This is a genomic window from Qipengyuania xiamenensis, assembly GCF_019711495.1.
Taxonomy (GTDB): Bacteria; Pseudomonadota; Alphaproteobacteria; order Sphingomonadales; family Sphingomonadaceae; genus Qipengyuania; species Qipengyuania xiamenensis.
In genome coordinates this window covers 177,901-190,227 of the sequence record NZ_JAIGNM010000001.1, presented here as the reverse complement: position 1 = coordinate 190,227, position 12,327 = coordinate 177,901, and the positions used below count along the sequence as shown (strand labels likewise).

Genomic DNA, 12,327 nt, shown 5'->3' with positions numbered 1-12,327 from the left:
ATGGCAACGCGCATGCTAATCGACGCGCGCCACCAGGAAGAAACCCGGGTGGCGGTCCTCAAGGGAAACCGGATTGAGGAATTCGATTTCGAATCTGCCGACAAGCGGCAGATCAAGGGCAATATCTACCTCGCCAAGGTAACCAGGGTAGAACCTTCGCTTCAGGCGGCCTTCGTCGATTTCGGCGGTAACCGTCACGGCTTCCTCGCCTTCAGCGAAATCCACCCCGATTATTACCAGATCCCCAAGGAAGACCGCGAAGCCCTGCTGGCGGCCGAAGCCGAAGTTGCCGAAGAAGAGCAACGCCTGCGCGCCGAAGAGGAAGAGCGCGGCGAAATGCCCGGCGACGAATACGACGCCGAGGAAGAAAGCGCCGAAGCGCTTGCCGAAGACCTCGCCGAAGACGGCCTTGAGGAAGTCGACACCTCCGACAAGGACAAGGTCGCAACCATCGAGGAAGGCCAGCTCGACGGCGACGAAGACGAGGAAGACGAAGACAGCGACGATTCCGAGGAAGAGGACGATACCGATTCCAAGCCCAAGGGTCGCGGTCGCCATGGTCGCGGTCGCCGTCAGGGCAAGGGCCGCACGCGCGCCAAGGAAGTCGACGAAGCGCGCGCCAAGCGCATGGCGCTGCGTCGCAAGTACAAGATCCAGGACGTTATCCAGCGCCGCCAGGTCCTGCTCGTCCAGGTCGTGAAGGAAGAGCGCGGCAACAAGGGCGCTGCCCTCACTACTTATCTCAGCCTTGCGGGCCGCTACACGGTTCTCATGCCGAACAGCAGTCACGGCGGTGGCATCAGCCGCAAGATCAACTCGGCGAGCGACCGCAAGCGCCTGAAGCAGATCGTTGGCGATCTCAGCCTGCCCAAGACCATGGGCCTGATCGTCCGTACCGCAGGTCTCAGCCGCACCAAGACCGAGATCAAGCGTGACTTCGACTATCTTGCCCGCCTGTGGGACGAGATCCGCGAGAAGACGCTGGGTTCTGCGGCACCTGCGCTGATCCATTCGGACAGCGACCTGATCAAGCGCGCCATCCGCGACATCTACAATCGCGATATCGAGGAAGTCGTCGTCGAAGGCGAAGAAGGCTACAAGTCGGCCAAGGCCTTCATGAAGATGCTCATGCCCAGCCACGCGCGCCGGGTGAAGCAGTATGCCGACCCCGTGCCGCTGTTCCAGCGCTATGGCGCCGAAGACCAGCTAAAGGCGATGTATGATCCGGTGGTCCAGCTAAAGTCGGGCGGCTACCTCGTGATCAACCCGACCGAGGCGCTGGTCTCGATCGACATCAACTCGGGCCGCTCCACCAAGGAGCACAATATCGAGCAGACCGCGCTCCACACGAACCTGGAAGCGGCCAAGGAAATCGCCCGTCAGCTGCGCCTGCGCGACATGGCCGGCCTCGTGGTCATCGACTTCATCGACCAGGAGCATCACTCGAACACCCGCAAGGTCGAGCGCGCCATGAAGGACGCTCTGAAGACCGACCGCGCGCGTATCCAGGTGGGCCGCATCTCGAGCTTCGGCCTGATGGAAATGAGCCGCCAGCGCCTGCGCACCGGCGTGCTCGAAGCAACCACCCGCGAATGTCCGCATTGCGACGGAACGGGCCTTGTCCGCACCGCCAGCTCGGCGGGTCTCTCGGCGCTCCGCCTCATCGAAGAGGAAGCAGCCAAGGGCAAGGGAACGCGCATCCGCCTCGCAGCCAGCACCGAAGCTGCTGTCTATCTCCTCAACGAGAAGCGCCAGGAACTCATGGAAATCGAGAGCCTTTACGGTGTCTCGGTCGAAGTGGTGCCGGAAGGCGAAGACGAAGGCGCAAAGATGGCCGTGTCGAGCCATGGCCCCAAGCCCAAGGATGCGCCCAAGTTCGAAACTCTCGTCGACGATAGCGATGACGACGAGGAAGAAGACGAAGACATCGACACCTCGGACGAGGATGAGGACGATGATCGTCCGCGCAAGAAGCGTCGCCGTCGCCGCGGCGGCCGTGGCCGCAACAAGAAGCGCGAAGGTGGCGAAGACCAGGACGATGCGTCCGACGACGATGCCGACGAGGAAGCCTCCTACGAAGACGACGACGGTGAAGACAAGCCCAAGAAGCGCCGCCGCCGTGGTGGTCGCCGTCGCGGCGGTCGCGGTCGCGGGCGTGGCAATTCCGATGAGGTGACGGCGGAAGACGCCGAAAAGCTCGAGGAAGTTTCGGAACAGGTCGGTGAAGACATGGCTGTCGTTGCCGGTCCGGAGGACTCACCCGAAACCGCCGACGCCGCAGCGGAGGAAAAGCCCAAGAAGCGCGCTCCGCGTCGCAAGAAAAAGGCTGACGAGGCTCCCGCCGACGAAAAGGCGACCGACGAAGCCGAAGAGGCTCCCAAGCCGAAGCGGACGCGCAAGAAGAAGGCAGATACCGAGGCGGCGCCTGAAGAGGCAGCCGAGGAAGCTCCCAAGCCGAAACGCACTCGCAAGAAGAAGGCAGACGCCGAACCGGCCGAAGCCGAAGCTGCCGAAGAAGCGCCCAAGCCCAAGCGGACCCGCAAGAAGAAGGCCCCGGCAGCCGCCAGTGCAGATGTCGCCGAGCAGGTGAAGGACGACATGGCAGTCGTCGCCGGTCCCGATAACGCAGCTCAGACTGCGAAAGCCGAGACCTCAGAGGATGACGCCGACGGCAAGCCCAAGCGCGGCTGGTGGCAGCGCACCTTCGGCGAGTAATCAGGAAAAGCACCCTCCCCGCTCTGCCACTGGCGAGCGGGGAGCGGTAACCTCAGGCGCCCGCCCTCCGGGCCACACCCCACTCCATCCAGCCCATGACCTTCGGCGTCTTGTCGAGATAGGCTTGCCCCATCGGTTCGACCTCGAACCCGGCCGCTCGTAGCGACGAGCCGATCGGTCGGGTCAGGTGGCAACCACCCGCCATCGGTTTCCAGACAGGTTCGATCCGCTCCTGCCATCGGGCAACCGATGCTTCGGGCGATTTTCCGTGCTCGAGAAACAGCAACCTGCCGCGCGGCTTCAACACGCGGCGGAGCTCTTCCAGGACCTTGGCGGGATCTTCGACCGAACACAGCGTATAGGTGCACACAGCAGTGTCGAAGCTGCTGTCGGGAAAGGGGATATCCTCGCCGTATCCCTGCCGGATATCATGTTCCCATCCACGTGCCTCCGCACGCTCCCGGGCGCCGCTGAGCAGTTTCTCGTGTGGATCGATTCCGGCGAAGGAAGTTACCTTCTCGCCGTCATATAGCGGCTGATTGAGCCCACCGCCGCAGCCGAGTTCGAAGACCTTGCCTTGCGCCAACGGCACCACGGCGCGCCGCCTCTTCTCGATGCCCTTCTGGCCGCACGCGAAGGTAATCAGTCGCGGCATGACATGCGCATCGTAGAATCGCTTGATTCCCATCGTGCTCTCCGGCTGCGACCCGGAAAGGCAGCTTAGCGTCAAACCGGATTTGCGGAAGACCCTTAATTCCTGCGTGCAATCAATGCCCTGACGGCATCGAGATCCGCCTGCTTGTCGACATCCACCGCTGCAAGTCCGTCGTTTGCCGAGACGAGCGCAGCCCGGACACTGATCTTGTCGCCGAGGCGTGCAAGTCCCTCTGCAAGGGTCAGTCGTCCAACAAGCATCGAGAACAAAGTACCCACACCAAGCCGCGCGGCGATGCGCCAAGGACGCTTGCGGTCGGCTTCGACCATCGACCAGGTTTCGATCGCACGGTGCGCTTCGCGTGTTTGCAGGTAGAAGAGGTTGCAGCCCGACCAGTGTCCGTCGGCAAAGCGAAGATATGTGCGTTTGCTCTCGGGCATGGCTCTCTGCACAGCTTCGCGCTCGGCGAGCATGACCGACAGGTCGGCATCTTTCGGAGTGTCTTCGACCAGCTCGCGAACCCAGTCCGGTTGCAGCAGCGCATGGTCGCTGGTGGTGACGATGAGCGGCGCCCCAAGCGCCTCGAACCCCGCTGCGACACTGGCGCTGGGCCCCCTGCCGGTCGGGATCACCTCTGCGCCCAGTCCGCGTGCCAGATCCGCGACCGGCCCTTCGTCGCAGCTTACGCCGATGCGGGAAACACGGGCCTCCTGCAAAGCGCGCACGACCCGCTCCAACAAAGTGAAGCCTTCGATCTCGATCAGCGACTTGTGCGCCACGCCTTGGGCAGTGGCGAAGGGATCTCCCGCGGGACGCGTGCCAGCAAGAACCAGTGCCGCCGCTTCCAGCGTCCTGTGCGAGCTCACTGAGCCGATTCCCTGCGGACGAAGTTCTTCATCACCCGGCGAACCGTGATACTCATAACGATCCACAGGACGGCAAGCCCGCAAGCCACCGCTATGCCGACGCCGATCGGGCCGAGATGCACAAGCGACACGATGCCGACCGTCAGGACAACCAGTGCCAGCGCCCGGATCATCAGCGGATAGATCGCATGACCGGTCGAATAGAGCAGCGGCTCATAGGTAACCGATGCCAGTTCGAACGAGGCACCGATTGCCAGCGGGATGAGGATCGCCGCACCGCGCACATAATCCTCGCCGCCAATTAGCAGCAACAGGGGTTCGCCGAGGAATACCGCGAGCAGGGTTACGACGGCGCCACCCCCTGCGGCGATAAGTGTGGTCTGGCGTACGAGCCTGCGGAACAAGTCTGCAGAGTGGGTCGTCCGTGCCACGGCGAATTCCGGGAAGATTGCCCGCGCCAGCAGGCCGGAGAGCTTTCCGATGCCCTGCGCCAGCTGGTCTGCGAGACGGTAGAGACCTGCAGCGCTCGTCCCGAGGAAATAGCCGACCGCGAGAAGAGGGCCCTGCTTGTAAAGCGCATCCAGCGTCGACGAGAAATAGGTGACCGTGAAGAACTGCGGCAGTCCCTTGTTCGTCTTCAACGTGTCTCTGGCAAACCCGAAATGACGGCGCTGCATCGCCTCGGGGACGAGCCGCCACGCGACGATCCAGTACAGCAGTCCCACCAGCAGGTCGAAGAATGCCCATGCGAACAGGAAACGCTCCACCGTGGGGCCAACGATCACGATGACTAATGAGGCGAGCAGGCGCCCGGCAGGGACGACCGCTTCGACGTAAATTCCCAGATCGAAACGGTCGAGCACGCGCACGATCCCGTTCGGAGTCGTCATTCGCGACCACAGCAGCGCGCAGGCGAACCAGAACGCTACATCGATATAGCGCGGGTTGAGCTCCAGCATGCCGCCAAAACCGTAGAACACCGCCGCTGCGACGAGGCAGCCGACGATAGCTCCGGCAACGTCGATCCCGCCGCACAGCCAGATCAATCGCCCGAAGCGCGTCCAGTCCTTTTGCTGGACCGGCTCGGCACCGAATTTCACCACGGTCTGCCATGTCTGGAAGCTGGCCAAAGCAACGAGCGCCAGCGCTGTCGCGAAGATCAGCGAGAAGTGGCCGAAATCCTTGAGGCCGAGCGAACGTGACAGGATCGCGAGATAGGCAATCGAACAGACTGCACCGAAGCCCTTACCGCCCAGCAGCCATGCAACGTTTTTCAGGATGTTTGCCAAGCCGCTACGCCGGGGGCGGATCGTCTTGTCCGTCTCCATGGCTAAGGGTCCTCGCAAATGTTGCTTCGAATGGTCCGGGGGCTGGCCTCCGGCGTACTGCTTGGCCGGACCCCTAGTCGATAGTGCGGAAATGGCAAATAGCTTCGCGCGCGAAAGCCCTTGCATGCCGCGTAGCAATGCCTATCCGGTGGCTCCGCGATGCAGCGCGCCCTGTTCCTCTTCAACCACGATGCCGCTCACCAGGTTGCCCATCTGGCGCCGGTTGCCGCCGCGATGGCGCGCGAGCACGCAGACATCGAGACTGTCGTGGCGTTCGCAGGAGATGCGATCAGGCAGAGAATTCTCGGACTGATCGATGCTGCCGATGCTGCCAAGATCACCTGGACCGAGTTGGACCTTCCCCCCGTGCTGGGCGCCGCGACCCGGGTTTTGGACCGGATCTTTCCGGCATCGCGGCTCGCGAGGCTGCGCGTGCACGAAAAGCTGTTCGAAGAAAGTGACGCGGTCATTTCGACGGAGCGGACCTGTCTCAGGGTGAAAGAGCGGCTCGGCCCTTCGCGCTCTCCGCTCTTCGTACGTGTGCCGCATGGAACCGGCGATCGAAGCGTCACCTTCCACCCGGATCATCGCAAGTTCGACCTGAGCCTCGTTGCCGGGCCCAAAATGGCCGCGCAGCTTGCGGCCAACGGTGTCGATCCCGCGCGTATCGAGGTTACCGGCTATTCCAAGTTCGAACGGATCGACCTAGCTGCACGCCCGCGCTTCTTCGACAATGATCGCCCCACCTTCGTCTACAACCCGCATTTCGACCCTCATCTGTCGAGCTGGTACGAGGCAGGGCCGCAACTTCTCGAATGGTTCGCAAGCGAAGAAGGCCAGGCCTACAATCTGATTTTCGCGCCGCATGTCATGCTGTTCCGCAAGTCCATGCACGTCTCTCCCGAATACAAGCTCGCCAAGCGCCGACCGGATGTTCCGGAAGCCGCGCTTGCCGCGCCGAACGTGCTGGTGGACGTCGATGGACCGCGCCTGTTCGACATGAGCTACATGCTGGGCGCGGATGCCTATATCGGTGACGCGTCGAGCCAGCTGTACGAGTTTCTCGTCCGGCCGCGGGCAGTGTTCCTGCTCGACCCCAATGCAGCGCTGGCCGAGCAGGGTCATGAGACCCTCCCCTTCCTTGGCATGGGGCCGACTGTCCGATCGGTAGAGGCGCTCGCGACGGAATTGCCCAGCTGGACCGAAACCGCGGCCAGCTACAAATCCTCTCAGGAAGATCTGATCGCCCAGACTTTTGCCCTGTCGGAGACTCCTGCATCCACGCGTGCGGCACAGGCCATCGCCTCGGCCATCCGCTCGAAGAACGGCTGAGCGATGCGGATCGCCTACTTCATCAATTCGGTTGAAGGCGGAGGGGCCCAGTCTCCCCTCCCCATCATCGTCAATGCCTTGCAAAAGGCTGGCGCCGAGGTGCAGGTATTCGCGCTCACTCGCCGCAACGGGAAGGCAATCCCGCGCCTGGTAGCGCAGGGCGTCGAACCTGTCGTCCGCGACGGCGGAGAAGCAGATCACCTTGCTGCTCTGGGCTGGATGAAGGAACAGGCGCGTGAGTGGAAGGCTGACGCGATCTGGACATCGCTAACGCGGGCCACGTTGCTCGGCCAGATTGCGGGCGCCCAACTCGGCATTCCCGTCGTGAGCTGGCAACATAACGCCTTTCTCAAGCCATGGAACGAGCGGCTGTTGAAGTGGCGTGCCGGCAATTCGGTTTTCTGGGTGGCGGACAGCGCTCAGGTCGCAGAACTCACGCGCGAGCGTCTCGGCGTTGCTGCGGAGAATCTCGTGACATGGCCGATCTTCGCCGCCGACCCGCAGGCGCCGCAATCATCGGCGTGGGAAAGGGGCGAGGTCTTGCGGTTGGGCAGTCTCGGCCGCCTCCACCCGGCAAAGGGCTATGACATCCTGATCGATGCCCTCGCTATCCTGAAGGCGCGCGAGTTCGAGCCCCCTGTGCCATATCGGATCGAGATCGCCGGTAGCGGAGAAGACGAAGAGGCGTTGAAGCGCAAGGCGACGGATCTCGGCATCGAGAATCTCGAATTCACCGGATTCGCTGATGATCCGGCACAATTCCTCGCCGGGCTGCATCTCTATCTCCAGCCATCACGCCGCGAAGGCTTCTGCATCGCCGCGCACGAGGCGATGCAAGCGTGCCTGCCGGTCATCGTCTCGCGCACCGGGGAAATGCCATACACGGTCGACAATGCCGCCTATGGGCGCACCTTCCCTGTGAGAGACGCCACTGGTCTCGCGGACGCGCTCGCGGATTTGCTCTCGCGCCCCGACCGACTGCACGCAATGGGCATCGCCGTTCGCGACCGCGTTCGGGAGCGATTTTCCAAGGAACGCTTCGACGAAATCGGCGCGCGCTGCGTGGAAAGGCTCCGCGCGCTTTAGCCTTCGCCGTCGATGACCTTCCAGCCCTTCGCTTGGGCCCGGTCACGCTTTGCAGCGCTGGTGGTTACAAAGACCGGATCTGCAGCAAGGTCGAGCAGTGGCTCGTCAGCGAAGCTGTCGCTGACGAAGCGCATCTCGGTATCGCTTGCGGGCGATCCCAACCATTCCTCGACCCGGCATCGCTTGGCATCGCCATAGCAATTGCCGCCAGGGATGTTCGCCCCATCCCAACGGGTCGCGATCAACGTGTCTACGCCGAGCCTCTCCGCGAAGGCTTGCGCATAGAATTCGAAGGCTGCGGTGGCGATGGCGACCTTGGCTCCTGCCGACTGGTCTTCGCGCAGCATCGAGGTCACGCCATCAAGCCAACCGGCGCGCTCGATGTGTGCATCCGCGAATTGCCTGCCTGTCTCGCGCAGGTCGGCGAGGTCCTGCCTACCCAGCATCAGGCGCATGCCCATGATCTTCAGGCGCGTGCGGCTGTAGAGCCCAAGCTTGTAGCCGATCATCATCAGGACCCAGACGGGCGTGAAGGTCAGCCGGACCGGCGCCAGCCTGCGCGCTGCAAAAACAAGGAAGGGCGTAAAGGTCGCCCTTCGCACCAAGGTCTTGTCGAGATCGTAAATCGCCACTTTCATCGCGCGACCAGTGGCAGGCGCGCGCCAACGGTTCAAGAACCGGCTGACAGTGCATCCGCCCCCTTGCTTCATGCGTACCTTTCTCTAGATAGGCCCGTGAAAGCAGACAGGATCGATAGAACCGATGGCAACCTTCACTCTTCCGAAGAATTCCAAGATCAACGGCAAGGGACGTACGCACAGCGCCAACGGCGGTGCGCGCGTGAAGAAATTCAAGATCTATCGCTACGATCCCGACACGGGCGAGAACCCGCGCTACGACACCTTCGAGATCGACCTCGACGAATGCGGCCCGATGGTTCTGGACGCACTTTTCAAGATCAAGAACGAGATCGACCCGACGCTGACCTTCCGCCGTTCCTGCCGCGAAGGTATCTGCGGTTCGTGCTCGATGAACCTCAACGGCAAGAACGGTCTCGCCTGCACCACCGCGATCGACGACCTCAAGGGCGAGATCCGCATCACCCCGCTGCCGCACATGGAAGTCATCAAGGACCTCGTCCCCGACTTCACCCACTTCTATGCGCAGTACGCCAGCATCCGTCCGTGGCTGCAGACCGTTTCGCCCACGCCCAGTGGCAAGGAACGCCTCCAGTCGCCCGAACAGCGCGAGAAGCTGGACGGCCTTTACGAGTGCATCCTGTGCGCCTGCTGCTCCACCTCCTGCCCGAGCTATTGGTGGAATGGCGACAAGTTCCTCGGCCCGGCAATCCTCCTCCAGGCTTATCGCTGGCTGGCAGACAGCCGTGACGAGATGACCGGCGAGCGCCTCGACGATCTTGAAGATCCGTTCCGCCTGTATCGCTGCCACACGATCATGAATTGCGCGAATGTCTGCCCGAAGGGTCTCAGCCCGGCCAAGGCGATCGCCGAAACCAAGAAGATGATGGCCGAACGCGCCATCTGATCCGTGGCACTTCCCGACGACGTATTCGAACACGGCCCCGATCCGGACAATCCGGGCTGGCGCCACTGGAACCTGAAAGACGATACGCTGTTCAACGGCGCCGTGATGGGCAAGCTCATCACGCGCGTCGCTGACGACGGCCGCCATGCCCGCCTGCGCATGTTCCCCGAGCGCAAGCACGAGAACCTGCAGGGCATCATCCACGGTGCCGTCACGCTGTCGCTGATCGACATCTCACTGTTCACCACCATGCACACGATCGGCAGCGGCAACGCTGGCCCCTCGGTCACGCTCGAGCTTTCGACGCAATTCGTCGGCGGAGGTAAGCCCGATCAGCCGCTCGATGCGGTCACCGAGATCGTGCGCGAAACCGGCAGCATGGTTTTCGTGCGCGGCCAGGTCGAACAGGGCGACCACATCGTAGCGTCCTTCTCCGGCATCGTGAAGAAAATGCGCCCGAAATGACGGGCATGCAGGCGAGGTACGAAAAGCTCGTCTCTGCGGGGGAACTGCGCAGCGATAGCGACCAGCGCCGTGCCGTCGAGCGGCTGGACCGCCTCCAGAAAGACCTCGAGGCCGAGAGTTCGGGCGGGCTTCTGAGCCAGCTGTTCCGCCCCAAGAAGACCCGTCCGCAAGGCGTCTATATGTGGGGCGGTGTCGGGCGCGGGAAGTCGATGTTGATGGACCTCTTCATCGAGACGCTCGGCATCGCAGAGAAACGCCGCGTCCACTTCCACGAATTCATGCTCGAGGTCGATCGCCTGATCCGCGACGAACGCAAGAAGGAGGCCGGCGACCCGATTGCCCCGGTCGCGGCCCGGCTCGCGGCAGACATCCGCTGCCTCGCCTTCGACGAGATGGTGGTGAACAACACCGCCGACGCCGCGATCATGGCACGGTTGTTCACTGCGCTGATCTGCGATGAAGGCGTGACCATCGTCACAACCAGCAACCGGCCGCCCAGCGACCTCTACAAGGACGGGCTCAACCGATCGCTCTTCCTGCCTTTCATCGATCTGGTGCAGGCGGAACTGGACGTGATGCCGCTCAATGGCCCCACCGACTACCGTCTCGACCGGCTGGGCGATATCGAGACCTGGCACACGCCGCTGGGCGACGAAGCGACCGCTCAGGTGCGCGAGGCCTTCTTCCGCCTGACGGACTACAAGCCCGAAGATGCCGACAATGTCCCCAGCGGCGAGCTGGACCTTGGCGGCGGCCGCACACTCCATGTGCCCAAGAGCTTCAAGGGCGTCGGCGTATTCAGCTTCAAGCGGCTGTGCGGCGAAAATCGCGGTGCGGCGGACTATCTTGCCATCGCCCATGCCTATCACTCGGTGATCGTCGTCGGCATCCCGCAGCTTTCGCCGGAAAACCGCAACGAGGCGATCCGCTTCACCAAGCTGATCGACGCGCTTTACGAAAACAGCGTGAAGCTTTTTGCGACCGCTGCCGCAGAACCGGAAGACCTCTACCGCTCAGGTGACGGCGCGTTCGAATTCGAACGGACGGTCAGCCGCCTGAAAGAAATGCAGAGCGCGGACTACATGGCCCGCGGACACGGCCTGTCAGCCTAGGCGGCGTCGCGCGTAGCGCTGCTTTCGAAATAATCGATCATCATGCTGAGCACGTGGCGGAGCGAACGCTCCTGCTCGTCTAGGCGTGCCTCGATTTTCTCAAGACGGGCATCGACATCGCCGTCGGATACGCCTGACTGCCGTGCTTCGCCCAGATCGGCAATTTCGCGGCGCAGGGCGGCAATGGCCTTGTCGCGTTCGCCAAAGGCACTTTCGATGGCTTCGATCTGCGCTTCGAGCAGGCCGCCACCGCCATTCCGGTCGTCGGTCATCGGTTCTGCCTCCTCATGGCCCTGCGGCGCCGGTTGATCCTCTGCGAAGCTTGTCGGCTCGACCATGTGGGTCGGAGACTTGCGCTGCCGGTCAACGCTGCGCCCGTGCATTTCGGCCACGACCGCATCGAACAGATCGACATCGATACGGCTGCGCGACTGGGCGGCAGCCCGCATCAGCAGGCGTGACATCAGGCGATTGACGAGGCGCGGAATTCCGCGACTTTCCTCGTGGATGCGCGCCCATATGGCAGGGTCGAACGCAGGATTATCGGTCCATCCCACATGGGCTAGTCGATGCTTGACGTATTGCTCGACTTCCTCGGGCTGCATCGCCTCAAGATGGTGAGCGGCGATAACGCGCTGGCGGATCTGCTCCAGCTCGTCCCATTCCTCCAGCAACTGGCGGAATTCGGGCTGTCCCAGCAGCAGCATCTGGAGAAGCGGCTGAGAACCGAGGTGGAAGTTGGAGAGCATGCGCAGTTCTTCGAGCGCGCCGACAGACAGGTTCTGCGCCTCGTCGACGATCAGCATGACCTTGCGGCCCGCCCGCGCCTCCTCGTGAAGGAAGCTCTCGATAGCGGTAAGCGCTGCCGCCTTGTCACCGGACGGAGCGGAGAAGCCGAAGCTGTGCGCGGCCATGGTGATCATGGCATCGCCGTCGAGACCGCTGGTCACGACCTCACCGATGGTGACGCGCTCGGGATCGAGCTTGTTGCGCAGGTGCCCCACCAGCGTGGACTTGCCTGCCCCCACCTCGCCGGTGATGACGATGAAGCCTTCGCCCTGGTTCAGGCCGTAGCCGAGATAGCTCAGCGCCTTCTTGTGCGTCACGCTCTCGAAAAAGAACGCCGGATCGGGCGTCAGCTGGAATGGCCGCTCTGAGAAACCGTAAAATTGCTCGTACATGGTCCCGGTCCTGTCGGTCCTGTGTGTCGCCTGTCGTGTACG

General features: G+C 62.8%; 11 protein-coding genes. 6 read left to right on the top strand and 5 right to left on the bottom strand.

The genetic code is table 11. From position 1 onward, the window contains the following. Positions 1-2,715: an Rne/Rng family ribonuclease gene (locus K3165_RS00960; RefSeq protein WP_221547011.1), complete on the top strand. Its 2,715-nt coding sequence runs from the start codon at positions 1-3 to the stop codon at positions 2,713-2,715. Positions 2,716-2,767: 52 nt separating this feature from the next. Here the strand turns inward: K3165_RS00960 and K3165_RS00955 are convergent, their stop codons facing one another. From K3165_RS00955 to K3165_RS00945, 3 genes are all read right to left on the bottom strand, one after another. After that, positions 2,768-3,403: a class I SAM-dependent methyltransferase gene (locus tag K3165_RS00955; protein WP_221547010.1), complete on the bottom strand. Its 636-nt coding sequence runs from the start codon at positions 3,401-3,403 to the stop codon at positions 2,768-2,770. A 62-nt stretch (positions 3,404-3,465) separates the two neighbouring features. Next, the gene (locus K3165_RS00950) at positions 3,466-4,236 is read right to left on the bottom strand and encodes a nucleotidyltransferase family protein (protein ID WP_345720172.1); all 771 of its coding nucleotides are present in this window, start codon (positions 4,234-4,236) and stop codon (positions 3,466-3,468) included. After that, entirely contained in the window at positions 4,233-5,564 is a 1,332-nt protein-coding gene (locus K3165_RS00945) for a lipopolysaccharide biosynthesis protein (RefSeq protein WP_221547009.1), read from the bottom strand. Before K3165_RS00945 ends, K3165_RS00950 begins: the two co-directional genes overlap by 4 nt. A gap of 159 nt (positions 5,565-5,723) precedes the next feature. Between K3165_RS00945 and K3165_RS00940 the strand changes: the two genes are divergently transcribed. After that, on the top strand, positions 5,724-6,896 hold the full coding sequence (locus tag K3165_RS00940) for a hypothetical protein (protein ID WP_221547008.1): 1,173 nt from the start codon (positions 5,724-5,726) through the stop codon (positions 6,894-6,896). A 3-nt stretch (positions 6,897-6,899) separates the two neighbouring features. Then, a complete protein-coding gene (locus K3165_RS00935) occupies positions 6,900-7,982 on the top strand; it encodes a glycosyltransferase family 4 protein (protein WP_221547007.1) in 1,083 nt (360 codons plus the stop codon). Here K3165_RS00935 and K3165_RS00930 read toward each other — a convergent pair. After that, positions 7,979-8,620 carry an HAD-IB family phosphatase gene (locus K3165_RS00930; protein WP_221547006.1) on the bottom strand — a complete coding sequence of 214 codons (642 nt, stop codon included), beginning with the start codon at positions 8,618-8,620 and terminating at the stop codon, positions 7,979-7,981. The two genes, K3165_RS00935 and K3165_RS00930, sit on opposite strands and share 4 nt — an antisense overlap. A gap of 124 nt (positions 8,621-8,744) precedes the next feature. On the opposite strand from K3165_RS00930, the gene K3165_RS00925 reads away from it, so the two are divergent. The 3 genes from K3165_RS00925 to zapE are packed head-to-tail and all read left to right on the top strand — an operon-like array spanning position 8,745 to position 11,104. Beyond that, the gene (locus K3165_RS00925; protein ID WP_221547005.1) at positions 8,745-9,527 is read left to right on the top strand and encodes a succinate dehydrogenase iron-sulfur subunit; all 783 of its coding nucleotides are present in this window, start codon (positions 8,745-8,747) and stop codon (positions 9,525-9,527) included. A gap of 3 nt (positions 9,528-9,530) precedes the next feature. Beyond that, positions 9,531-9,992, top strand: coding sequence for a PaaI family thioesterase (locus K3165_RS00920; protein WP_221547004.1), 462 nt, complete (start codon positions 9,531-9,533; stop codon positions 9,990-9,992). Then, positions 9,989-11,104, top strand: coding sequence for a cell division protein ZapE (gene zapE, locus K3165_RS00915; protein WP_221547003.1), 1,116 nt, complete (start codon positions 9,989-9,991; stop codon positions 11,102-11,104). Before K3165_RS00920 ends, zapE begins: the two co-directional genes overlap by 4 nt. On the opposite strand, the gene K3165_RS00910 is transcribed toward zapE, so the two are convergent. Continuing rightward, positions 11,101-12,285 carry an ExeA family protein gene (locus K3165_RS00910; protein ID WP_221547002.1) on the bottom strand — a complete coding sequence of 395 codons (1,185 nt, stop codon included), beginning with the start codon at positions 12,283-12,285 and terminating at the stop codon, positions 11,101-11,103. The genes zapE and K3165_RS00910 overlap by 4 nt on opposite strands. Positions 12,286-12,327 lie beyond the last annotated feature (42 nt).

Excerpts from the sequence above, each read along its gene's own strand:
- K3165_RS00960 (WP_221547011.1), top strand. The coding sequence starts at position 1 with ATGGCAACGCGCATGCTAATCGACGCGCGCCACCAGGAAGAAACCCGG.
- K3165_RS00955 (WP_221547010.1), bottom strand. The coding sequence starts at position 3,403 with ATGGGAATCAAGCGATTCTACGATGCGCATGTCATGCCGCGACTGATT.
- K3165_RS00945 (WP_221547009.1), bottom strand. The coding sequence starts at position 5,564 with ATGGAGACGGACAAGACGATCCGCCCCCGGCGTAGCGGCTTGGCAAAC.
- K3165_RS00940 (WP_221547008.1), top strand. The coding sequence starts at position 5,724 with ATGCAGCGCGCCCTGTTCCTCTTCAACCACGATGCCGCTCACCAGGTT.
- K3165_RS00935 (WP_221547007.1), top strand. The coding sequence starts at position 6,900 with ATGCGGATCGCCTACTTCATCAATTCGGTTGAAGGCGGAGGGGCCCAG.
- K3165_RS00930 (WP_221547006.1), bottom strand. The coding sequence starts at position 8,620 with ATGAAAGTGGCGATTTACGATCTCGACAAGACCTTGGTGCGAAGGGCG.
- K3165_RS00925 (WP_221547005.1), top strand. The coding sequence starts at position 8,745 with ATGGCAACCTTCACTCTTCCGAAGAATTCCAAGATCAACGGCAAGGGA.
- zapE (WP_221547003.1), top strand. The coding sequence starts at position 9,989 with ATGACGGGCATGCAGGCGAGGTACGAAAAGCTCGTCTCTGCGGGGGAA.
- K3165_RS00910 (WP_221547002.1), bottom strand. The coding sequence starts at position 12,285 with ATGTACGAGCAATTTTACGGTTTCTCAGAGCGGCCATTCCAGCTGACG.